The organism is Ligilactobacillus hayakitensis DSM 18933 = JCM 14209 (genome assembly GCF_000615845.1).
Lineage (GTDB): Bacteria > Bacillota > Bacilli > Lactobacillales > Lactobacillaceae > Ligilactobacillus > Ligilactobacillus hayakitensis.
Window position 1 is genome coordinate 1 of record NZ_BAML01000007.1, and the last position, 21,602, is coordinate 21,602.

Annotated in this window: 20 protein-coding genes, 12 tRNA genes and 1 rRNA gene; 27 read left to right on the plus strand and 6 right to left on the minus strand. The window is 34.3% G+C overall.

What is annotated here, in order from left to right; all coding sequences use genetic code 11:
- The 13 genes from rrf to JCM14209_RS03090 all read left to right on the plus strand — a co-directional run.
- Positions 1-109 (plus strand): 5S ribosomal RNA (gene rrf / locus JCM14209_RS03030); the annotation flags it as partial.
- Positions 110-116: 7 nt separating this feature from the next.
- Positions 117-189, plus strand: a tRNA-Asn gene (locus tag JCM14209_RS03035).
- An 8-nt stretch (positions 190-197) separates the two neighbouring features.
- Positions 198-287: transfer RNA gene (locus tag JCM14209_RS03040), tRNA-Ser, on the plus strand.
- A 16-nt stretch (positions 288-303) separates the two neighbouring features.
- Positions 304-375: transfer RNA gene (locus JCM14209_RS03045), tRNA-Glu, on the plus strand.
- A gap of 5 nt (positions 376-380) precedes the next feature.
- Positions 381-453: transfer RNA gene (locus tag JCM14209_RS03050), tRNA-Val, on the plus strand.
- Between the two features lie 8 nt (positions 454-461).
- Positions 462-535 (plus strand) — tRNA-Asp (locus tag JCM14209_RS03055).
- Between the two features lie 23 nt (positions 536-558).
- A tRNA-Phe gene (locus JCM14209_RS03060) sits at positions 559-631 on the plus strand.
- A 4-nt stretch (positions 632-635) separates the two neighbouring features.
- A tRNA-Tyr gene (locus JCM14209_RS03065) sits at positions 636-718 on the plus strand.
- An 8-nt stretch (positions 719-726) separates the two neighbouring features.
- Positions 727-800, plus strand: a tRNA-Trp gene (locus JCM14209_RS03070).
- A 6-nt stretch (positions 801-806) separates the two neighbouring features.
- Positions 807-880: transfer RNA gene (locus JCM14209_RS03075), tRNA-His, on the plus strand.
- 5 nt (positions 881-885) lie between these two features.
- Positions 886-957 (plus strand) — tRNA-Gln (locus JCM14209_RS03080).
- 24 nt (positions 958-981) lie between these two features.
- Positions 982-1,052, plus strand: a tRNA-Cys gene (locus JCM14209_RS03085).
- Between the two features lie 27 nt (positions 1,053-1,079).
- A tRNA-Leu gene (locus JCM14209_RS03090) sits at positions 1,080-1,163 on the plus strand.
- Positions 1,164-1,603: 440 nt separating this feature from the next.
- On the opposite strand, the gene JCM14209_RS03095 is transcribed toward JCM14209_RS03090, so the two are convergent.
- From JCM14209_RS03095 to JCM14209_RS10475, 3 genes are all read right to left on the minus strand, one after another.
- On the minus strand, positions 1,604-2,383 hold the full coding sequence (locus tag JCM14209_RS03095) for a hypothetical protein (protein ID WP_025022142.1): 780 nt from the start codon (positions 2,381-2,383) through the stop codon (positions 1,604-1,606).
- A gap of 124 nt (positions 2,384-2,507) precedes the next feature.
- Entirely contained in the window at positions 2,508-2,930 is a 423-nt protein-coding gene (locus tag JCM14209_RS10470) for a periplasmic substrate-binding domain-containing protein (RefSeq protein WP_025022143.1), read from the minus strand.
- 4 nt (positions 2,931-2,934) lie between these two features.
- Positions 2,935-3,336 carry an ABC transporter substrate-binding protein gene (locus JCM14209_RS10475; RefSeq protein WP_025022144.1) on the minus strand — a complete coding sequence of 134 codons (402 nt, stop codon included), beginning with the start codon at positions 3,334-3,336 and terminating at the stop codon, positions 2,935-2,937.
- Between the two features lie 281 nt (positions 3,337-3,617).
- On the opposite strand from JCM14209_RS10475, the gene JCM14209_RS03110 reads away from it, so the two are divergent.
- From JCM14209_RS03110 to JCM14209_RS10360, 6 genes are all read left to right on the plus strand, one after another.
- Positions 3,618-5,654 (plus strand): DHH family phosphoesterase, encoded by a 2,037-nt coding sequence (locus tag JCM14209_RS03110; protein ID WP_025022145.1) that lies wholly within the window; start codon positions 3,618-3,620, stop codon positions 5,652-5,654.
- 4 nt (positions 5,655-5,658) lie between these two features.
- Positions 5,659-6,108: a 50S ribosomal protein L9 gene (gene rplI, locus JCM14209_RS03115; RefSeq protein ID WP_025022146.1), complete on the plus strand. Its 450-nt coding sequence runs from the start codon at positions 5,659-5,661 to the stop codon at positions 6,106-6,108.
- 76 nt (positions 6,109-6,184) lie between these two features.
- Entirely contained in the window at positions 6,185-7,579 is a 1,395-nt protein-coding gene (gene dnaB / locus JCM14209_RS03120) for a replicative DNA helicase (protein ID WP_025022147.1), read from the plus strand.
- A gap of 97 nt (positions 7,580-7,676) precedes the next feature.
- Positions 7,677-8,246 (plus strand): flavodoxin, encoded by a 570-nt coding sequence (locus tag JCM14209_RS03125; protein ID WP_025022148.1) that lies wholly within the window; start codon positions 7,677-7,679, stop codon positions 8,244-8,246.
- Positions 8,247-8,517: 271 nt separating this feature from the next.
- Entirely contained in the window at positions 8,518-9,810 is a 1,293-nt protein-coding gene (locus JCM14209_RS03130; protein WP_025022149.1) for an adenylosuccinate synthase, read from the plus strand.
- Positions 9,811-9,895: 85 nt separating this feature from the next.
- The gene (locus JCM14209_RS10360; RefSeq protein WP_263640347.1) at positions 9,896-10,021 is read left to right on the plus strand and encodes a hypothetical protein; all 126 of its coding nucleotides are present in this window, start codon (positions 9,896-9,898) and stop codon (positions 10,019-10,021) included.
- 118 nt (positions 10,022-10,139) lie between these two features.
- On the opposite strand, the gene trxB is transcribed toward JCM14209_RS10360, so the two are convergent.
- Complete coding sequence (gene trxB, locus JCM14209_RS03140; RefSeq protein WP_025022150.1) at positions 10,140-11,069, minus strand: thioredoxin-disulfide reductase; 930 nt, start codon at positions 11,067-11,069, stop codon at positions 10,140-10,142.
- 99 nt (positions 11,070-11,168) lie between these two features.
- The gene (locus tag JCM14209_RS03145; RefSeq protein WP_025022151.1) at positions 11,169-11,672 is read right to left on the minus strand and encodes an acyl-CoA thioesterase; all 504 of its coding nucleotides are present in this window, start codon (positions 11,670-11,672) and stop codon (positions 11,169-11,171) included.
- Between the two features lie 173 nt (positions 11,673-11,845).
- Here JCM14209_RS03145 and yycF point away from each other — a divergent pair, with 173 nt between their 5' ends.
- The 8 genes from yycF (at position 11,846) to yaaA (ending at position 20,489) form a co-directional block, all read left to right on the plus strand.
- Positions 11,846-12,556, plus strand: coding sequence for a response regulator YycF (gene yycF, locus JCM14209_RS03150; RefSeq protein WP_025022152.1), 711 nt, complete (start codon positions 11,846-11,848; stop codon positions 12,554-12,556).
- A 19-nt stretch (positions 12,557-12,575) separates the two neighbouring features.
- Positions 12,576-14,441, plus strand: a complete 1,866-nt coding sequence (walK, locus tag JCM14209_RS03155; RefSeq protein WP_025022153.1) for a cell wall metabolism sensor histidine kinase WalK — start codon at positions 12,576-12,578, stop codon at positions 14,439-14,441.
- Positions 14,431-15,765, plus strand: a complete 1,335-nt coding sequence (locus tag JCM14209_RS03160) for a YycH family regulatory protein (RefSeq protein WP_025022154.1) — start codon at positions 14,431-14,433, stop codon at positions 15,763-15,765. The genes walK and JCM14209_RS03160 overlap by 11 nt, the downstream gene beginning before the upstream one ends.
- A gap of 11 nt (positions 15,766-15,776) precedes the next feature.
- Positions 15,777-16,571 carry a two-component system regulatory protein YycI gene (locus JCM14209_RS03165; RefSeq protein WP_025022155.1) on the plus strand — a complete coding sequence of 265 codons (795 nt, stop codon included), beginning with the start codon at positions 15,777-15,779 and terminating at the stop codon, positions 16,569-16,571.
- A gap of 144 nt (positions 16,572-16,715) precedes the next feature.
- The gene (locus JCM14209_RS03170; RefSeq protein WP_035519856.1) at positions 16,716-17,504 is read left to right on the plus strand and encodes an MBL fold metallo-hydrolase; all 789 of its coding nucleotides are present in this window, start codon (positions 16,716-16,718) and stop codon (positions 17,502-17,504) included.
- Between the two features lie 81 nt (positions 17,505-17,585).
- Positions 17,586-18,824, plus strand: coding sequence for a S1C family serine protease (locus tag JCM14209_RS03175; protein ID WP_025022157.1), 1,239 nt, complete (start codon positions 17,586-17,588; stop codon positions 18,822-18,824).
- A gap of 383 nt (positions 18,825-19,207) precedes the next feature.
- Entirely contained in the window at positions 19,208-19,687 is a 480-nt protein-coding gene (gene rlmH, locus JCM14209_RS03180; RefSeq protein WP_025022158.1) for a 23S rRNA (pseudouridine(1915)-N(3))-methyltransferase RlmH, read from the plus strand.
- Between the two features lie 55 nt (positions 19,688-19,742).
- The gene (gene yaaA / locus JCM14209_RS03185; RefSeq protein WP_025022159.1) at positions 19,743-20,489 is read left to right on the plus strand and encodes a peroxide stress protein YaaA; all 747 of its coding nucleotides are present in this window, start codon (positions 19,743-19,745) and stop codon (positions 20,487-20,489) included.
- A 24-nt stretch (positions 20,490-20,513) separates the two neighbouring features.
- Here the strand turns inward: yaaA and JCM14209_RS03190 are convergent, their stop codons facing one another.
- On the minus strand, positions 20,514-21,542 hold the full coding sequence (locus JCM14209_RS03190) for a glycerophosphoryl diester phosphodiesterase membrane domain-containing protein (RefSeq protein WP_025022160.1): 1,029 nt from the start codon (positions 21,540-21,542) through the stop codon (positions 20,514-20,516).
- Positions 21,543-21,602 lie beyond the last annotated feature (60 nt).

Genomic DNA, 21,602 nt, shown 5'->3' on the forward strand with positions numbered 1-21,602 from the left:
CGATGGCATGAAGGATACACCTGTTCCCATTCCGAACACAGAAGTTAAGCTTCATAACGCCGATAGTAGTTAGGGGATCGCCCCTTGCGAGGGTAGGAAGTTGCCGTGCTGATTATTCCGGTATAGCTCAGTTGGTAGAGCATCTGACTGTTAATCAGGGTGTCGACGGTTCGAGTCCGCCTACCGGAGTTTGTAATGGAGAGCTGTCCGAGAGGCCGAAGGAGCATGATTGGAAATCATGTAAACGGGTATGACCTGTTTCAAGGGTTCGAATCCCTTGCTCTCCGTTAACAAATATAATATGGCCCGTTGGTCAAGTGGTTAAGACACCGCCCTTTCACGGCGGTAACATGGGTTCAAATCCCGTACGGGTCACTTTTGGAGGATTAGCTCAGCTGGGAGAGCATCTGCCTTACAAGCAGGGGGTCACAGGTTCGAACCCTGTATCCTCCATATTTTTTGGTTCATTGGTCTAGTTGGTTAGGACGCCTGCCTGTCACGCAGGAGACCACCGGTTCGAATCCGGTATGGACCGTTAATTGAATATTTAATTCAAATGGCTCGGTAGCTCAGTTGGTAGAGCAAAGGATTGAAGCTCCTTGTGTCGGCGGTTCGATTCCGTCCCGCGCCATTATGGAAGGGTAGCGAAGTCTGGCTAAACGCGGCGGACTGTAAATCCGCTCCTTCGGGTTCGGTGGTTCGAATCCACTCCCTTCCATTTATTATAGGGATATAGTTAAACGGTATAACTACGGTCTCCAAAACCGTCATTGTGGGTTCGATTCCTACTATCCCTGCCATATATGGCGAAAGTGGTGAAGTTGGTTAACACACCGGATTGTGGCTCCGGCACGCGCGGGTTCGAATCCCGTCTTTCGCCCTTATTGGGGTATAGCCAAGCGGTAAGGCAACGGTTTTTGGTACCGTCATGCGCTGGTTCGAATCCAGCTACCCCAATTTTTTAAGGATTTGGTCCTTTATGGCGGTATAGCCAAGTGGTAAGGCAGAGGTCTGCAAAACCTTTATCACCGGTTCAAATCCGGTTACCGCCTTTAGTTCCTAAGGGTGCTAACTAAAATGCCGGTGTGGCGGAATTGGCAGACGCGCTGGACTCAAAATCCAGTATCCATTAGGATGTATCGGTTCGACCCCGATCACCGGTATAGTAACAGGTAAGTCTAACATGAGGTTAGGCTTTTTTTATTGCTTCTTTGTCAATTAATGCTGATGAAGAAAACCAGTTAAATATATTTGAAGAAGGAATAGTTAAGTTATTTGTCTTTTAATTTATTCAAAAAATAACATGAATAGCTTTAATTCCTGTTAAAAATATTGATAATATTAGTCATAGAGAAGTCGATCCTTTCTTAGAGAAGCCGGGGTTCAATCGACTTCTCTTTTTTTGTACAATTTTACACCAAAAAAATACTGATGAGAATCTTAAAATACATTTTAAAATTCTCATCAGTACAAAATATTATAAAATAAAAAGATTAATTCAGACAGCTAAATAAAAAGAGGAATGTAGTTTAAGATTACATTCCTCTTTTTATTTATATTTATTTGTGAAAAAGTTAAGATGCTTTATTATCAAGTTAACTAACTAGTGATCATGTGAATCCGAAGTCGAAGGTGTATTCGAATTTGTTTCTATTTGGCTTTGTGGAGCATTACTTTGTTGATTACTGTATAATTTATCTTCAGCTTTTGCATTAGCGACTAATTCAGATTGTAAGGAAGAGTCTATTGAATAGCTTGCTTCTGATGAAGCAGCAGATGATGAATTTGAACTTGCTTCAGAATTAGCTTCTTTTGCGTCTGAATCGGATAAAACGTTTGTATCGTCCGTATCCCCTGAAGTGTTAATATGAAGCTTAAACTTGCTTAAATCAAGCTTATGAGAAGATAAAATTACTAGTTTACCATTTTTTGAAGCACCTGCTTCTAATTGATAACCTGATGTAATCCCATTAAATACGTAATGGTTTACATTTCCTTTTGCTGTGAAGCCTTTTTTGTGATCAGTAGTTATTGATAAAGATACTTTTTCTAAATCAATAGGAGATTCACTTTGGTTAGTAACAGTATAAGTAATAGTTGTGCGGTAATACTTACTTCCAAGGCCACTCTTTTTCTTTAACGCTTTTTCTGCTTTAGTGTAGTTTGATGGAATATTAACTAATTGTTCTGTTGTTACTTTATTTAAGTGGTATTCCAAGCCGTCAATAGGATTTAGTTCTTGATCAATTACTTGAACTGTTTTTTCCATCTTTACACTACTTGATGTTTTAGTAGGAGCACTTTGTTGTTTTTGATTTGAACATGCGCCTAAGCCTAAAGTAAGGACTACTAGACCGGATATAATGAGGTTACGTTTTTTCATATCGTTTTCCCTTCTAAAATTACTTCTAATTAATTCTACTATATATTTTACCACTAATAAATTGAATAAATAAATAATATGTTAACTAATAAAAAAAGACCGAAAAACTCGGTCTTTTAAAATATTACTTAATATAAGTATCACGATAAAGTAATACCGTTCCGTATGGAGAAATATTCAAGTCTTTAACTTTTGAATTTAAGAGATATGTCATTGCACCTTGATATACAGGAGCAGAATATGCATCTTTTTTAATAAGTTGTGTTTCTGCATCAACAAGAGTTTCAAAGCGTTTCTTTGGATCTGAAGCGTAAGTTGTCTTAGCTTTTTCTAAATCATCAAGGAATTGCTTATTTGTATAATCAGTATTTAAATGATATTGGCCACCATCAGCGATAAAGTTAACAGGATCGGCATAGTCTGGTTGCCATGTACCATATACTACTTGGAAATCATAATTCCGTGTTGCAGCTAAACGTGCCTTTAAAGGAATTGAACGAACCTTAACTTTAAGACCAGGTAAGTTCTTTTGTAATTGACTTTGCATGTATTCAACAACTTGTTTTAATTGAATCAATTCGTTGTGAGTTAGGAGATGCTGTTTTAGGGTCAGCAAGCTTTTTCCAAGCATAAACGTAATCTTGTGCAGTCACAGGATCACCATTTGACCATTTAGCATCTTTGCGTAAATCAAAAGTATAAACTGTTTTATCAGTGTTGGTTGAAACTTTGGTTGCTCCAGCTAAAACAGGCTTACCTTTTTGATCAAAACAATATAACCCTTCATATGAGTTTTGAATGGCTTCTAAACTAACCAAATCACTATATTTAGCAGCATTTAATGTAGTCATATCATCAATTACAGCAACAGTCATTTGTTGTTTAGAATTAGCTGAAGTAGTAGATTTATTTCCACAAGCTCCAAGAATTGTAATTATTTTTTTATTAAACATAAATACTCCTCTAAAAAAACAATAGCAATAAATTTTGTAAACGATTTATTCATAAAAATATACATTAGTTACTTTCTTTTTGTCAATTTATAACACTTTCTTAAGAATGGATAATAATTTGTAAAATATATTACAAGTGTCGATAATTAATGGTATACTTAAACCAATAATTATATAACTCATAACAATTTAAAGGTCGAGACAAATGTCTTGGCCTTTATTTATTGTAATATGGTAAAATATAGTCAGTACTCAATTTTGAGAATAAAAGGAGAATCATAATGAAACGTATTTTTTCCATGAATTTTTGGAAAATGCCAGAGTTTATTGAAAATGTGCATTTACGTACAATTCTCTTTATCTTACTGGTGTTAGCAACTATTAGTTGTGCACTTGCAATAAGTATTAATCTTATTTTAGGAATAGGCTTAACGCTATTAATTCTCGGGATTATTATTTTTGTAATAGTAACACTAGATCAAATTTCTCAAGACAAGGTATCTTATTTATCAGAATTATCATATCGGATTAAAAGAAGTGAACAAGAAGCATTACTTAAAATGCCAATCGGAGTTTTAGTTTTAAATGATGATGATGAAGTTCAATGGGTTAATCCGACAATGCAAAGCTATTTCGGACAAGAAGCTGTCCTTGGATATAAACTTCAAGATATCACTTCTGAATTAGCAACGGTAATTCAAGATAAAAAGGATGAAACTTCAACCTTTGAAGTGAAGTGGCAAGATAAGGATTTCAACATTCTCATTCAAAAAGATTTGAATGCGGTGTATATGTTTGAAATTACGCACTATGCCAAAATCCAAAAGCGTTATGAAGATTCCAGATTAGTATTTGGGCAAATCTTTATCGATAATTACGATGAAGTTACTCAAACCATGACGGATAAAAACGTTTCTGACCTTAGCAACTACATTACTAATGAGCTTACAAATTGGGCGAAGAATATGGGAATGTTTTTAAAACGTTTAGATGAGGACCATTATTTTCTTTTAGGGTACACAAATACTTTAGAAGAGATGGAACAAGATAAATTTAAACTTTTAGATAATATTCGCGAACATACTTCAAAACAAAATATTCCAGTTACTTTAAGTATAGGGGTGGCTTATGGGGATGCAGAATTAAATGAACTCTCTAAGCTTTCTCAAAGTAACTTAGACCTTGCATTAGGTCGTGGAGGAGACCAAGTTGTAGTTCGGGGCAGTGAAGACAGTAAGGCACGTTTTTATGGTGGAAAAACTAATCCAATGGAAAAAAGAACGCGTGTGCGGGCACGAATGATTTCACAAGCATTACAAGAAGTTATGCGCCAAGCAGATGAAATTTTTGTAATGGGACATAAGCAACCGGACATGGATTCTATTGGAGCTTGTCTTGGAATAAGAAGAATTGCACAAATGAATAATAAAAATTGTTGGATTGTTATCGATACTGATAATCTACATTCTGACATTGAAAAATTATTACAAGAATTAGAAAATTATCCTGAAATTAAAGGAAGTATCATCACACCAGAAGAAGCTTTAAGAAAGCAAACTAATGGAAGCTTATTAGTTATGGTTGATGTCTCTAAGCCATCAATTTCAGCTAGTCTTGAATTGTATCAAGGACTTAAAGAACATGTGATTATTATTGACCATCACCGTCGGGGCGAAGAATTTCCTGAAAATCCGATGTTGGTATACATTGAACCATATGCTAGTTCAACATGTGAGTTAATTACAGAAATGTTTGAATATCAAGTTCATGAAGGCGAGCCAATTAATCGAATTGAAGCAACAGCTATGTTGACAGGGATTATTATTGATACAAAATCGTTTTCTTTAAGAACCGGAACAAGAACCTTTGATGCTGCAAGCTATCTTCGTTCTGTTGGTGCTGACTCGCAATTGGCCCAACATTTTATGAAAGAAAATGTAACTAATTTCTTACACCGCAATCATTTGATTGACCGTGTGCAATTTGTTGGGGATGGAAATGCAGTTGTCTTTGGAGAAACTGGGGTTATCTATGACCCAATTATTGCAGCACAAGCCGCTGACTCATTATTAAATGTCAGCGGAGTTAAAGCTTCATATGTGGTAACATATAGAAGTGAAAATGTTATCGGAATTTCTGCAAGAAGTAACGGTGATAGTAATGTTCAAATCATTATGGAACAAATGGGAGGTGGCGGACACCTTTCAAATGCCGCAACCCAAATTACTGATGAAAGTATGGAAGAAGTTAAAGAAACTTTATTAAACTTAATCAGTCAAAAAGAACCAGATGATGAACAAAATCAGGAGGAGGAATAATATTATGAAAATTATTTTTACTGAAGATGTTAGAGGAAAAGGTCGTCGTGGAGAAGTTAAAGATCTTCCAGATGGATACGCCAACTTTTTAATCAAGCAAAATAAAGCTAAGCAAGCTAATGCTCAAGCAATGAGTGAATTGAAGGGACAAAAGCGTGCTGAAGCTAAAAAAGAAGCTGAAATTTTAGAAGAAGCAAAAGAATTAAAGAAATTATTAGAATCAGGCGAACGCGTTGTTGAATTAAAGGCTAAAGCAGGTGCTGATGGTCGCTTATTTGGTTCAATTACAAGTAAACAAATTTCACAAGCGCTTGAAAAACAATTTGGAATGAAAATTGACAAGCGTAAGATGGAATTACACGAACCAATTCGGACAATGGGATATGTAAACGTTCCTGTTAAGCTTCACAATGAAGTTTCAGCTAAGATTCGTGTACACGTTTCAGAACAATAAGATATATAATAAAAAATGGAGGTTGAGGATAACGAATTCCCAACCTCTTTGTATATTAAAGAAGAAGGAAATATTAATGGATAACGAGCTTTTAAATGAAAATCTTCCCCCACAAAATATTGAAGCCGAACAAGCAGTTTTAGGGGCAATATTTTTAAATCAAGATGCATTGGCAGATGCAATGGAGTATCTTGAACCCAATGACTTTTATCGTCGAGCCCATCAATTATTGTTCCAAGCAATGATTGATTTAAATGATGATAGTGAAGCAATTGATGTCTTGACGATTCAAGATCGTTTAACTAAAAATAATCAATTAGAAGATGTTGGTGGTGTGATTTATATTGCTGAATTAGCTGGTTCAGTACCAACGGCTGCTAATATCGTTCATTATGCTAAGATTGTCGAAGAAAAATCAATGTTGAGGCGTTTAATTTTAGCAGCAAATAATATTATTTCTAAAGCTAATGATAATGAACAAGATGTGCCTGCGCTACTCGATGATGCAGAACGCCAAATTATGAATGTTTCTGAAAGAAATAGTCGGAGCGGATTTAGAGCAATTAAAGACGTTTTAGATGATGCTTTAGTAGAAATTGATCGATTATCTAAGCAAGATTCAGATATTACTGGAATTTCAACGGGGTATCGGGAAATTGATAAAATGACAGCTGGTTTACAACCTGATAACTTAATTATCTTAGCGGCGCGTCCTGCGGTTGGTAAAACTGCCTTTGCGCTTAATATTGCCCAAAACGTCGCCCGTGATAATGATGTTAGTGTGGCAATTTTCTCACTTGAAATGAGTGCCGAATCTTTAGTTAATCGTTTATTATGCGCTGAAGGTTCAATTAATGCTAATGATTTAAGAACAGGACAATTAGATGAAAATGAATGGTCAAATTTAGTTGTGGCCATGGGGTCATTATCACGTTCTCAAATTTTTATTGATGATACTCCTGGGATTAAAATGGCAGAAATTCGCGCTAAATGCCGTCGTTTGGCTAAAGAAAGAGGAAATCTTGGCTTAGTTGTTGTCGATTATCTTCAATTAATTGAAGGTAGCAATAAAGAAAGTCGGCAACAAGAAGTTTCAGAAATTTCACGTCAATTAAAGAAACTTTCAAAGGAATTATCAATTCCAATTATTGCGCTTTCTCAACTTTCTCGTGGCGTTGAACAACGTCAAGATAAGCGTCCAGTGTTATCAGATATTCGTGAATCAGGTTCGATTGAACAAGATGCCGATATTGTTGCATTCCTATACCGTGATGATTACTATGAACGCGGTGAAAAGAATGATGATGATAGCCAAGAAGAAGTTAATCCACAAAATCAAGATGTAGGAGAAGTGGAATTAATTATTGAAAAAAACCGTGCTGGAGCTAGAGGGACCGTCAAATTGTTATTTATTAAATCGTATAATAAGTTTACGGGGATTGCTTATGGACAACAAGAGCCGGCAATGTAAAGAGATGATGACAATTTTAAGATAAAGTGGTATAAAAGAATAAGGCATTAATTTTAAATAATTAAATAGTCAAAAACTTCAAGAAAGAAGGATTGTAATGATTTATGCAATTATTATTGCGGTTTTTGTAATTGCAGCAATTTGGTTTTACTTTACTCGCTTAGTAACACCAACTGCTACTAAATTTACAGAACCAACTAAAAAAGCACTTGTATTGTATTTTTCACCTGCAGGAAAAACAAAGCGTTTAGCCCAAAAGGTACAAGCACAAACAAATGCAGATATTGTTGAAATTGAAGGAACAAAGCCTTATAAAGCTGATCCTAAGGGAAGAGCTTTTGTAGAATGGGTTACAGCAGCTACACCAGAAGTTGTATCAAAGTTAGATGATATTGACGATTATGATACAATTTTCTTGGCATACCCAATTTGGTACGATACTGCGCCAATGATTGTTAAGCAAGTTTTAAAGAAGCACAACTTTAGCAATAAAAATATTGTCCCTGTTGTTTCATTTAACGCAGTTTCACGTGGTGAAGGACGAAGCATTCGAATGATTCGTCATCACGCTCCACGTGCCAATGTAATGCCACGTTTAGTTTTACAAGACAATGATCAAGATACGCAATTAATTAAAGATTACTTAAATGAAGTATCATATAAATAATAAAAAAAGGATTAGCAAAAATAAAGTTTGAGCTAATCCTTTTTTTATACGCCTTTTTAAGTCAAAGTAAAAAGAATAATTATATTTTAACGACTATCCTAAGTTAAAGCCGAACGAAAAATGAATTTAGCGAGATTGATTGGTGATTTTAAAGTTAATAATTCGTATTTAGCTTGAACAAACTAAAAATTATTGTTACAATTATCGAGGTTAGTGTGAAAACACTTTAGATATGGAAAACCATATTAATATAATTCGAGGTGGATAATTTATGTCATCAATAGTAGTTGTAGGTAGTCAATGGGGCGATGAAGGAAAAGGTAAGATTACAGATTTCCTTAGCCAAAACGCCGATGTAATCGCGCGTTACCAAGGTGGAGATAATGCAGGTCATACTATTGCATTTGATGGTAAGACATACAAATTACGTTTAATCCCATCTGGTATTTTTGATGCCAACAAAATTAGTGTTATCGGAAATGGGGTTGTATTAAACCCTAAATCATTAGTTGAAGAATTAAAATATCTTCATGAAAATGGAATCTCAACGGATAATCTCCGTATTTCTAATCGTGCACATGTGATTTTACCTTATCACATCGTATTAGATGGTTTGCAAGAAGCTGCCAAAAAAGATAATAAAATTGGAACAACTAAAAAAGGAATTGGACCAGCATACATGGATAAATCAGCACGTGTAGGGATTCGCATGGCTGACTTACTTGAAAAAGATACATTTGAAACTAAGTTACGAACAAACTTAGAAGAAAAGAATCGCTTATTTGAAAAAATGTATGATGAAAAGCCATTAAAATTCGACGATATCTTTGAAGAATATTATGAATATGGTCAAGAATTGAAAAAATACGTGACTGATACCTCTGTTATCCTTAACGATGCTTTAGATAATGGCAAAAATGTCTTATTTGAAGGTGCTCAAGGGGTAATGTTAGATGTTGATCATGGTACATACCCATTTGTTACTTCATCTAATCCAATTGCCGGGGGGGTAACAACTGGTGGAGGCGTTGGCCCTGCTAAAGTTACTAAAGTTGTTGGTGCTTGCAAGGCATATACTTCACGTGTTGGTGATGGTCCATTCCCAACTGAATTAAAGAATGAAATTGGTGATTATATCCGCGAAGCAGGTCATGAATACGGAACTGTTACTAAACGTCCACGCCGAATTGGTTGGTTTGATAGCGTTGTTATGCGTCACTCTAAGCGTGTATCAGGGTTAACAAATCTTTGCTTAAACTGTGTTGACGTTCTTACAGGATTGGATGAACTTAAGATTTGTACAGCTTATGAATTAAATGGTGAAAAAATTTACCACTATCCAGCTAGTCTTAAGGAACTTGATAAATGTGTTCCTGTATATGAAACTCTTCCAGGTTGGAAAGAAGATATTACAGGATGCAAGACTCTTGAAGAACTTCCAGAAAACGCACGTAACTACATAAAACGCATTGAAGAATTAGTTGGCGTTAAAGTCTCAACATTCTCAGTTGGTCCAGATCGTGATCAAACTAATGTTTTAGAAAACGTTTGGGAAGAAATGTAAAAATAGATAAACAGCAAGAAACATTAAAAAATGATTTTCTTGCTGTTTTACTTTAAAAAGATTTTTAATGAAAAAGGAGAAAAACATGGATGTAAAGAAACTTAGTTCAACGCAAAAAATTATTCAACAAGTGATGGAAAAAAGTAATTTATCTTACAAAGAAGCACTTGAATTTCTCCTTAATTATCTTAAAAAAGATGATGTAAAATAGTTCAAAGCGGCTGAAAAAATAGTAAAAATAAAAACCTTAAGCAATTAACGTTTGTGTCAACGTAATAGCTTAAGGTTTTTTAATTATGCGTTTTTTAGCCACATTTTTGTTGGAGATATTATTTTTCTAAAGCTTCGATATAAGCGAATGCTTCTTGGCCGGCAATACTTGCATCGCCTACAGCAGTTGTGATTTGGCGAAGGAATTTCGCACGTACATCACCAACTGCAAAAATACCAGGAACTTGTGTTTGCATGTGGTCGTCTGTAAGAATCCAACCAGCATCATCTGTGATTCCAAGTTCTTTGAATGGTTCTGTCATAGGGATGTTACCAACATAGATGAAGACACCGTTTACATCCATAGTGCTATCTTCACCTGTTTGTTTGTTGTGTAATTTTACACCGGTAACTTTTTTGTCATCACCAACAATTTCAGTTACAACTGTATCCCAAGTAAAGTTCATCTTATCGTTTGCAAAAGCACGATCTTGAAGGATCTTTTGTGCACGTAATTGATCACGACGGTGAATTACGTTAACTTCTGAAGTTAAGTTAGCAAGATACATACCTTCTTCAACGGCAGAATCTCCACCGCCAATAACTGCTACAGGTTTATCACGATAGAAAGCACCATCACAAACGGCACAGTAAGAAACACCACGTCCACTGTATTCATCTTCTCCAGGGACACCTAATTTACGGTATTGAGATCCAGTTGCGATAATTACAACTGGGGCAACTAATTCGCCTTCATCTGTTATAACGTGTTTAGTACCTTCTTCATCAACTGTAACATTTTCAACATTACCATAAACAAATTCAGCACCGAATTGAGTTGAACTTTGGAACATTTCTTCAGCCAAGTCAGGACCAAGAATTGACTTAAATCCAGGATAATTTTCAACTTCAGCTGTATTATTCATTTGACCACCGTAAACTCCACGGTCAAGCATTGCTACTTTTAAGTTAGCACGTGATGCATAAAGAGCTGCTGTCATTCCACCAGGACCTGCACCAATAACAATTACATCATATTTATTTGCCATAATATACCTTCTTTCGTAATAAATCTTTTTCCTACTGGCATAATCATAACATAACTCCCAAACGTGAACAATTATTTAGCTTACTTTATGTAAGTGATATTAATCCCAAGGTAAATTTAAGTTGATGTTTTTAATTAATTGTGCTTGTTTAATTCGATTTAATTGACGTTGTTTTTGTCGGTCTGGATAAGTTGAGCAAAGATCTTTTTGTTCAGCAGTAACTGGCATAATTGCAGGTAATTCAACCTCTTTTTTTGTGACGACAAAGGTTAAAAAAGCAGTTAATCCTAAAAAACGTTCACCTGTTTCAATATGTTCGCCGATAATCTTAACAAAAACTTCAATAGAACGTTTTCCAACGCCGGTAACATAAGATTCAATACAAAAGGAATCTTGGAGTTTAAACGGTGCAATGAAATTTAAGTTATCGATTGCAGCAGTGACGCTTAAACTACGACAAAGTCTTGAAACAGAAATTGAAGCCGTTCCATCAAGCATTTCAAGCAATCTGCCACCATACACGGTTTCATGTTCATTTAAATCATTTGCAATTACACGATGACTTGTAATTGCAAGGGTTTGATTACAAGTTAATTCTTTCATTTATAGGCCCTCTTATCAGAATTTGCATAGTCATATTAAATAACATAACACAAAACTAGGGGAAATCGACTATATTTACGAAATAAGTTATAATAGACTATGAAACTGGCACTTAATGTGATGTTAAAAGCACACTAACTAGTTTTAAAGAGTGTCTTCAAGGAGGCAATAAAATGAAAAAAATCTTAGTTGTTGATGATGAAAAACCAATTTCAGACATCGTTAAATTTAACTTAACTAAAGAAGGTTATGAGGTATACACTGCCTATGATGGTCAAGAAGCTTTAGATAAGGTTGAAGAAATCCAACCAGATTTAATTTTACTTGATTTGATGTTGCCAAAAGTTGATGGGTTAGAAGTAGCAAGAGAAGTGCGAAAAACTCATGACATGCCAATTATTATGGTAACAGCGAAGGATTCAGAAATTGATAAAGTTTTAGGATTAGAATTAGGGGCTGATGATTATGTAACAAAGCCATTTTCTAATCGTGAATTAATCGCGCGAGTTAAAGCTAACTTACGCCGTCAATCAACTGTTGAATCTAAAGTAACGGTTGATGAAGAAAAAGAAACTGATATTACAATTAAAGAACTTACAATTCACCCAAACGAATATACAGTTTCTAAAAATGATAAACGAATTGAATTAACACATCGGGAGTTTGAATTGTTGTATTACCTTGCCCGTCACTTAGGTCAAGTAATGACACGCGAACACTTATTACAAACGGTGTGGGGATATGATTACTTTGGGGATGTGCGTACGGTTGACGTAACTGTTAGACGTTTGAGAGAAAAAATTGAAGATAACCCAAGTCGTCCAACGTGGTTAGTAACTCGGCGTGGTGTGGGATATTATCTTCGAAATCCTGAAGTAGAATAGGTATAAAGGAGAAAATGTTATGAAGTTAAATTTCAACTTTCTCCGATCAATTCACTTTAAGATAGCCCTGATATTTGCATTGTTACTATTAATAACATTTCAAATTGTCGGGGCTACTTTTGTGCAACAGCTACGTAATGAGAATTTGAAAGATTTTAAGCAACGAGTCGAATTATCAACTTATATCGATAATTCATTAATGGCGGCATTAGCGGATTCAAATGTCCAAAAATCCGACCGAAAAATTAATTCGATTTTAAGTGATATTAATAACGCTAATATCCAAGAAGTTCAAATTATTGACGCTAAAGGCACGATTCGTGGGGAAAGTGATATTAGTAACCGTTCAATTATCGGCCAAAAAACAACCAGTGACAATATTAAACAAGTGTTGTATACCGGAAGAACCTACACCGAAACAACGTATAATGGTAGTGATAATAAACGGTACTATATTTCCATTACGCCGCTTTTAAGTACGTCGGGAAATACGAATAACGTTGTAGGTGCGGTTTATTTACGGGCTAATTTAGAAAGTGTATACGAATCAACTTCAAATGTAGTTGTAATTTTTACTGTAGCTTCAATTATTGCAACTGGGATTGGGATGATATTAGCATTTTTAGTCGCAAAAGAAATTACGAAACCGATTGAAGAAATGCAAAAACAAACAGCCCAAATCGCACGGGGAGATTATTCCGGACAAGTTACGAAGTATGGAAATGATGAACTTGGTGATTTAGCTGAAGGAATTAATAACCTCTCAGTCAGAGTTGAAGAAACCCAAGAAGCTTCTGAAGCCGAAAGACGTCGTTTAGATAGTGTCTTGTCACATATGTCAGATGGCGTTATTGCGACTGATAGACGTGGTGGGATTACCATCATTAATGATAAAGCCTTAGATTTTCTTGAAGTGACTGAAGAAGAAATTCTAGGAAAATCCATTTTAGACGTTTTAGCAATCAGAGATCAATATACGCTTCGTGATTTACTTGAAAATAATGATGATATTATCGTTGACATGTCTGAAAATGGACGTGATTTAATTTTAAATGCATATTTTTCATTAATTCAACGTGAATCTGGCTTTATTTCAGGGTTAGTTTGTGTATTGCATGACGTTACTGAACAACAAAAAATTGATCGTGAACGAAAGCAATTCGTATCCAACGTTTCTCATGAGTTAAGAACACCTTTAACAAGTATGCGCAGTTATATTGAAGCGTTAAATGATGGGGCTTGGAAAGATCCTAAAGTCGCTCCAGAATTTCTAAAAGTGACACAAGATGAAACTGATCGGATGATTCGGATGATCAATGATTTATTGAATCTTTCAAGAATGGATTCAGGAACAATGAAATTGGATTTAGAATTGGTTAATTTAACGCGGTTAGTTGATTATATTTTAAATCGCTTTGATATGATGTTGGAAAAAGATAATAATGATACACGCGAAATTAAGAAGAATTATACGATTAAGCGTGATTTGGCCGAAATGGATTTGTGGGTTGAATTAGATACCGATAAGTTCATTCAAGTGGTGGATAACATCATGAATAATGCAATTAAGTATTCACCAGATGGAGGCGTCATTACTTGTCGTTTATTTGAAACGCATAATCATGTCATTTTAAGTATTACCGACCAAGGATTAGGGATTCCAAAGAAGGATTTAAAGCATGTTTTTGATCGCTTCTTTAGAGTTGATAAAGCACGTTCGCGAGCTCAAGGTGGAACCGGATTAGGTTTAGCAATCTCCAAAGAAGTAATTGAAATGCATCATGGCCGCATTTGGGTTGATAGTGTGGAAGGTAAGGGGTCAACTTTCTATATTTCTCTTCCATACGAGGAATATAATGAGGAGGATTTATGGGATGAAAATTAAAGCGTGGATTTTACATCTAGGGGTTGTGTTAACCCTTTTAATTAGTATTGTATTTTCATGGTTAATTTGGGTAAATCCAACTGGTTTTGAACAAATTAGACAAAGGCAGGAAAATAAAAGCACCACTAATGATAATATTCCTGAAGAAGCTAAAAAGAGCCTCGATGACATCTATACCCCCACAAGTTTGATGTATACCAAAGCTACTGGAAAAAAGGTACAGTTGATTAATACTAAATACGATATTTTACAAACGACGAAAGCCACGATGAATAAAGTAAGAATTATTTCGATTCATCAACAAAATAAGGCGCAATTTGATGATGTTATTAATATGAAACAGTCTTACATTTTAAATTATTCGGATGTTGTACCTCTTAAATTGGTGAAAATATTATTCAAGCAGGTGCCAAATAATTATAAAAATTTTGAAAAATTCACTATTAATCAGATTATCTTTCCTGCTGGTAAGTCAAATATAATTTATATTGGAAATAGTAAAACTAAAGAAATTTTTGAAGTTAAAGTGAAGTATTTGAATACATCCAATATTGAACAAATTGCAGCTAAGAAAAATACTAGAGAACTTGCGATTAACTTTGAAAAAATTAATGATAATCAATATATATGGACCTACCCAGAAGGTGTAAAATTGCCACAATATAGTTATTTACTAACGAAAGATACGATTGGTAATTTTACCAATAAACTCTTGGGTACAAGTACTTCAATTAGTACTAAAGAAAAAGATGGAGATATTATTTATTCTGATGGCGCTAATCAACGATTAACGTTAAAAAATAAATTAAAAAACGTTGAGTATGTTAATTATGGAATTAAACAGACTTTCAAAAATGAAAGTGATAATTTCAACCAAATTTTGCGAAGAAATTTGAATCAGCTTAATTCTTTAGGGGTTAGTCTAGATGATGTCCGTTATTCGACGTATAATCCGAAGAAAAAAGAGATTGATTATCGAGGTTATATTTCAGGATTTCCAATTGTTTCAGATAAAGGTTATGGTGATTATCGCTTTACAACGTTAAATGGTAATGGCGAAAAAATTAATTTTTCATTGTATAGTCTGCAAGTGCCAGTGCCTAATAATAACAGTAACGTAGAATTACCATCTACCAATGAAGTGTTGGAACTGTTTGAAAAAATGGGGGTTCAAAAAAATAAAATTAAAGAAATAAAACTCGCTTATGCATGGCATAAAAATCTAAGTAATAATCAAGTTGTGGATTTAAAGCCAACCTATTACGTTAAAATTGGTGATACTTGGATGGATTATCAAAGTGGTAAGCAAGAAAATCAGGAATAGGAGGATGATTAATGAATTTTAAAAGAATTGAAATTATCTTTTTTATTGCGTTTATTGCGCTTGATATCTTCTTGATTTTCTCGTATATTCAACAAACAACGATGGTTGATTCAACGACAAATATTACCCAAGGTAGCGATAGTTCTATTATCAAGAGTATTCGTAATGATCAAATTACAGTTAAAACAATTGATGATGATAAAAAAGAAGGATATTATTTTGCTAGCCCCATTAATAATAATTTAAAAGAAGATGCGGAAAATTTACGGTATCAAGAATGGGACTATGAAAATAATAAATTAACGGGCGAATTTCCAACGGTAATTCGGATTAAAGATATTAATCATCCGCAAAAAACATTGGACGCTGTAGTTAAGAATGCCGACCAAATTGTTCATGGAAAGCAATACCGTTATAGTAAAGGATTGTCGAATAAAAATTTGGTTACTTATACGCAAGTTGTAGAAGGAGTTCCTGTTTACGCGCCGGAAGGTCAATTAAGATTTACGGTTAAAAATGGCTACGTAACGGGATATACCCAAAAATATTTAGAAAAACCGGATTTATTACGGGAAAAAAGACAAACGATTAGCGAAAAGAAAGCTTTGATTTGGCTTTATCAATACAATAAATTACCAGCGAATTCTGAAATTAAAGATGCAACAATGGCTTATACGAGACTATTAGATGTAAATAATAATACGATTTATATTCCGACATGGAACTTTACGATTCAAAGTAAAACTTCAGGAAGTGAACAAGTTCGTCGTATTAACGCCTTTACGGGGGCAATTATGGATGAATAATAATAAAGAGAATCTGAAAAATTTCAGGTTCTTTTTATTTTGGGGTAAAATGGATAGTTGTTTAAATTAAAAGATCTTTTTGGTAAAATTAGTCTTAGATTTTTAAGTGAGGAGATCTTTAAAGTGACGGTAAAAAAAGATAATATGCAAATAAGTATTCTCGCTAGTGGTAGTAGTGGGAATACAACTTATATTGAAACCCCACAACGCAAAATCTTAGTTGATGCCGGATTATCAGGAATTCGAATCGAACGTTTGATGAATTCGATTGGAAAAACTTTAAAGGATGTTGATAGTATTTTAGTATCACATGAACATATTGATCATGTCCAAGGTGTGGGGGTTTTAGCTCGTCGCTATGGGATGGATATTTACGCTAATCAAAAAACCTGGGATGCTATGAATAAGCGGATTGGAAAAGTTGATAATGCACAAAAATATCTTTTTGAACCTGGTCAAACTTTAAGTTTAGGGGATATCGATATTGAAAGTTTTAATGTTTCGCATGATGCTGCAAATCCTCAATTTTATCAATTCCATCATAAAGATAAAGCTTTTGCGATTGTAACCGATACGGGATATATCGATGACAAGGTAGCTGGGGTAATTAAAGATGCGGATGCTTATTTATTTGAGTGTAATCATGATATTGACATGTTACGTGTTGGACCTTATCCATGGGCGCTTAAGCAACGAATTTTGGGCGAAAAAGGCCACTTATCAAATGAAGATGGAGCCCAAGCTTTGATGGATGTGTTAGGCAATCGAACAAAGAAAATATATCTAGGACACCTTAGTCAAGAAAATAATGTTAAAGAACTCGCACATTTAACCGTCGAACAGCTGATGGCTGCTAATGATTTTGCGGTTGGAAATGATTTTGAAATTATGGACACTGATCCAAAAAAAGCGACTAATATTTTGACTTTATAAAATAAAAAATAAATTTTAAAAAATTCTTCAGAAATAGTTACTAAAATGAACGTTAATAATTAAAATTAAGGGGGAAAAATTATGAAAGACAATAACACTCTTAATGATCAATTACGTCAAATTAAGAATAATACAACTAATGATAAAAATATAATTACAAAAATAGCACTTGTAGGTCTAGGGTTTGGCTTAGTTGGTGGCGGAATTGCTGCTGGAGGAATGAATTGGTATCAAAATCACCAGGCAGTGACAACTAACAATGCAGTTGGTACAGCAACAACTTCAAAAATGAATGTTGATGTAAACAGTCAAACTACCAAAGCTTTTAATTCCGTTAAAAATGCGGTTGTTTCAGTTGAAGCATATAGTTCAGGTGGTTCATCAAATACGATTCAAGCGCTTTTAGGTGGTAATGCTGAGGTTTCATCGTCGAAAAGTGAAGGTTCAGGGGTAATCTATAAAAAGGCCGATAATACCGCATTTATCGTTACTAATAACCATGTGATTTCAGGTGCTGACAAGATTGAAATTATCTTAGCGAATGGTAAAAAAGCTAAAGCAACCAAAGTTGGGACCGATGCTGTAAGCGACTTAGCGGTTTTAAAAATTAACGCTAAAAACGTAACGCAAGTCGCAACTTTTGGAAACTCAAACAACATTAAAGTGGGTGAAACCTCATTAGCGATTGGGTCACCATTAGGTTCAGATTACGCTACTTCACTAACGCAAGGGATTATTTCAGCGAAGAAAAGAACGATCGATACAACTGGTGGCCAAGCCACTGTAATTCAAACAGATGCTGCCATTAACCCCGGAAATTCAGGGGGACCATTGATTAACTTGGCTGGTCAAGTTATTGGGATTAATTCAATGAAGCTTTCTTCAACCGGTTCTGGTGATGATACAACGGTTGAAGGGATGGGATTCGCTATTCCAAGTAATGAAGTTGTTTCAATCATTAATGATTTGGTAAAAAACGGCTCGATTAAACGACCTGCTTTAGGAGTATCAGTAGTCGATTTAAATTATGTTTCTGATTCTGATCGCAAAGAATTATTGAAGATTCCTGAAAGTGTGCAAGCTGGTGCGGTAATCGCTAAGTTAAATGATAATTCACCTTTAAGTAAAGCTGGAATCAAGACATATGATGTTATTACAAAATTTGATGGTAAAGAAGTTAGCGATGCAACCGACTTAAAAGAAATTTTAAACAAGCATAAAGTCGGCGATAAGGTAAAAGTTGAATATTATCATGAAAATGATAAGAAAACAGTGGAAGTAACCTTATCTTTAGAGGCAACAGAGCAAGCAAATAAATAGTCAAAGAGAAGCTAGTAGAGATGCTAGCTTCTTTTTTGTGTACAAGTGTGGAAAAAGCTCTTGTTAACTTGTTGATAACAGGAGAAAAGTGTAAAATATAAAGGAAATAAAAATATCTAAAGTTATCCACAAAATGTGGATAACTTGTGGATAATTAACAGATTTCTTTTTACCTTTGCGGTTAATCGTTGATATAACAGTGATTATCTCGATGTCTAAGAAAAAGAATAATTAACAAAGATATGTGAATTTAGGAAAAAGAGACAAAGAAAATAAATTCAAAAATATAGTAGGTCAAAGAAAAGAGATACAAGATATTGTAAAGTTAAATGTGGATATGTGGATAACTTTGTGAATAACTTGTGAGTTGAGGTGGATTATTTATGAATATTAAAATTATTGGTGTGGGTAAACTTAAGGAAAAATATCTAAAACAAGGAATTGCGGAATACGCTAAAAGACTAGGAACTTTTTGCAAATTTGAAATTATCGAAGTCCCAGATGAAAAGGCGCCAGAAACATTAAGTGATGCCCAAATGTTGATGGTAAAACAAAAAGAAGGAGAACGAATCTTATCTAAAATAAAAGATAAAGAATATGTGTATGCCTTAGCAATTGAGGGTAAAGAAAGATCATCAGAAGAATTTGCTTCAGAGTTAGATAATTTAGGAACGTATGGGAAAAGTGATATTACCTTTGTTATTGGGGGATCACTTGGATTAAGCAAAGAAGTCATGCAGCGGGCAGATACGAAAATTTCATTTGGACGTTTTACTTTGCCCCATCAATTGATGCGCTTAGTTTTAACCGAACAAGTTTATCGTGGTTTTATGATTAATGCAGGGCGCCCATATCATAAATAGAGGTTAACTAAACCTCTATTTTTTATTGAATTAGTAATGAAAAGAGTTGAGAATGATGAAAATGATAATTGCGCCAGCTAAAAAAATGGTAGAAAATACAGATTTTTTTGAAGGTCAAAGTACGCCTATTTTTTTAGAGGATTCTAAAAAGATTTTGAAGTATTTAAAAGGTAAAGATTATGAAACTTTAAAAAAGATTTGGAAGTGTAATGATAGTCTAGCTGAGTTGAATTATCACAGACTTCAAACTATGGACCTTGAAAATGCGACGACACCGGCGATTTTAGCGTATACGGGGTTACAATATCAAGCGATGGCTCCAGATTTATTCAGTAAAAAGGGCTTAAAAAAGGTGAAAAATAGTCTGTATATTTTGTCTGGTTTTTACGGCTTAGTGCGTCCTTTTGATAAAATTACCCCATATCGCTTGGAAATGCAGGCCAAAGTTGAGATTGAAGGAACCAAAAACTTGTATGATTTTTGGGGGAATAAGATTTACCAAGAAGTATTTAAGGATAAAGAAATCGTAGTTAATCTTGCTTCCAAAGAATACGCTAAAGTAGTTGAAAAATACTTACAAGCAAATGATAAATATCTGACTTGTTCTTTCAAAAAGAAAAAAGGGGATAAATACGTGCAACAAGCCACGGCTGCAAAAATGGCACGTGGAGATATGGTGAGATATATTTCAGAAAATGAGATTGAAGATATTGAGAGCTTAAAGAAATTCACGATAGGCGGTTATCATTATTGTGAGAATCTTTCTCATGATAACGAATTAGTTTTTGTAAAAAATGATTAAAAAATAAGCACCAAATTTTGGTGCTTATTTTTGTTTGAAACTAATTACGGGTTGTGAGCTTGGAAAATCTTGAAGCTGGATTGTAGTTAAATGAAGAAGAAAGACACTCCAAATTCCAAGGATGATAAGAGCTAAAATGCGGATATAACGCCTTTTTTTAGCGATTTTATTGACATGCATAAATGCTGGTTGGGTTGAAAATAATTTAGCCGGAAGCATTAATTGTAGGCCTAAAAAGCTGATCCACGCAATCAAGAAGTTATTACAGATTTCTAAAAACGTTAAACTAAAAATCCGCACTTCAAAAAAGATACTGGATCCTTTAAAGATAATTTGAATAAGATAGCTGATACCAGTTAAAAAGTAAGCGATTATCGCAAAAAAGATGAAAATTACTAAGACTCGTTGAAAAATTTCTAAAACGGCTTGCTTTGTTAGATTCCAGGAACGTTTGATTGCTTGCATTGGGCGATATGATTTTAAAATTATCAATGGTAAGGCATACAAAAGGCGAATCCCGAAATATAATAAAACTAAATAAACTAACAAAATCCCGAATGCATAGGAAGTCTTCGTATAAAAATCATCTAAAAAGAACTGCGGTAAAACAAAATTACTTAAAAAAGATGATAAAAATAATAACCTAACTAGTGGATATAAGATGACGAGGTAACCAACAAAAAGCAGATAACTCAAAACTCCTTGTTTGAAAAAATTGTGCCAAGTTTCTTGCCAAATTAAACGTAATTCAAAGGTATCACGAGAAATATTAGTAACACTAACAACGATAAAAATGAAAAATAAAAGTAAGCTTGCTAAAATTAAACAAAATTCGAGGAAAAATAACAAGATACTTATAGGTTGATTTGCCAATGTATTACGAATTCCATGATGAGATGTAATCAGATTAGTCAAGTGATTAAAAAGAGGAAAAAGGATACTTTGACAAGAAAAACCAATGCCAAAAAAGAAGACAAGATAACTGCCCCAATTCTTAAAAAAGACATTGGTATAATGTTCAATAAAATGTAAATCAAACTGTATTTGTCGCATAAAGGCCCTCCGTTATCATAATTGTTAGTCTAAGTATAACATTCATTTTTGGTGGGATAC

Excerpts from the sequence above, each read along its gene's own strand:
- trxB (WP_025022150.1), bottom strand. The coding sequence starts at position 11,069 with ATGGCAAATAAATATGATGTAATTGTTATTGGTGCAGGTCCTGGTGGA.
- JCM14209_RS03170 (WP_035519856.1), top strand. The coding sequence starts at position 16,716 with ATGCAAATAAGTATTCTCGCTAGTGGTAGTAGTGGGAATACAACTTAT.
- JCM14209_RS03095 (WP_025022142.1), bottom strand. The coding sequence starts at position 2,383 with ATGAAAAAACGTAACCTCATTATATCCGGTCTAGTAGTCCTTACTTTA.
- JCM14209_RS03165 (WP_025022155.1), top strand. The coding sequence starts at position 15,777 with ATGAATTTTAAAAGAATTGAAATTATCTTTTTTATTGCGTTTATTGCG.
- JCM14209_RS03125 (WP_025022148.1), top strand. The coding sequence starts at position 7,677 with ATGATTTATGCAATTATTATTGCGGTTTTTGTAATTGCAGCAATTTGG.
- yycF (WP_025022152.1), top strand. The coding sequence starts at position 11,846 with ATGAAAAAAATCTTAGTTGTTGATGATGAAAAACCAATTTCAGACATC.
- walK (WP_025022153.1), top strand. The coding sequence starts at position 12,576 with ATGAAGTTAAATTTCAACTTTCTCCGATCAATTCACTTTAAGATAGCC.
- yaaA (WP_025022159.1), top strand. The coding sequence starts at position 19,743 with ATGAAAATGATAATTGCGCCAGCTAAAAAAATGGTAGAAAATACAGAT.
- rlmH (WP_025022158.1), top strand. The coding sequence starts at position 19,208 with ATGAATATTAAAATTATTGGTGTGGGTAAACTTAAGGAAAAATATCTA.
- JCM14209_RS03175 (WP_025022157.1), top strand. The coding sequence starts at position 17,586 with ATGAAAGACAATAACACTCTTAATGATCAATTACGTCAAATTAAGAAT.
- JCM14209_RS03130 (WP_025022149.1), top strand. The coding sequence starts at position 8,518 with ATGTCATCAATAGTAGTTGTAGGTAGTCAATGGGGCGATGAAGGAAAA.
- dnaB (WP_025022147.1), top strand. The coding sequence starts at position 6,185 with ATGGATAACGAGCTTTTAAATGAAAATCTTCCCCCACAAAATATTGAA.
- JCM14209_RS10475 (WP_025022144.1), bottom strand. The coding sequence starts at position 3,336 with ATGTTTAATAAAAAAATAATTACAATTCTTGGAGCTTGTGGAAATAAA.
- JCM14209_RS10470 (WP_025022143.1), bottom strand. The coding sequence starts at position 2,930 with ATGCAAAGTCAATTACAAAAGAACTTACCTGGTCTTAAAGTTAAGGTT.
- rplI (WP_025022146.1), top strand. The coding sequence starts at position 5,659 with ATGAAAATTATTTTTACTGAAGATGTTAGAGGAAAAGGTCGTCGTGGA.
- JCM14209_RS03190 (WP_025022160.1), bottom strand. The coding sequence starts at position 21,542 with ATGCGACAAATACAGTTTGATTTACATTTTATTGAACATTATACCAAT.
- JCM14209_RS03145 (WP_025022151.1), bottom strand. The coding sequence starts at position 11,672 with ATGAAAGAATTAACTTGTAATCAAACCCTTGCAATTACAAGTCATCGT.
- JCM14209_RS10360 (WP_263640347.1), top strand. The coding sequence starts at position 9,896 with ATGGATGTAAAGAAACTTAGTTCAACGCAAAAAATTATTCAACAAGTG.
- JCM14209_RS03110 (WP_025022145.1), top strand. The coding sequence starts at position 3,618 with ATGAAACGTATTTTTTCCATGAATTTTTGGAAAATGCCAGAGTTTATT.
- JCM14209_RS03160 (WP_025022154.1), top strand. The coding sequence starts at position 14,431 with ATGAAAATTAAAGCGTGGATTTTACATCTAGGGGTTGTGTTAACCCTT.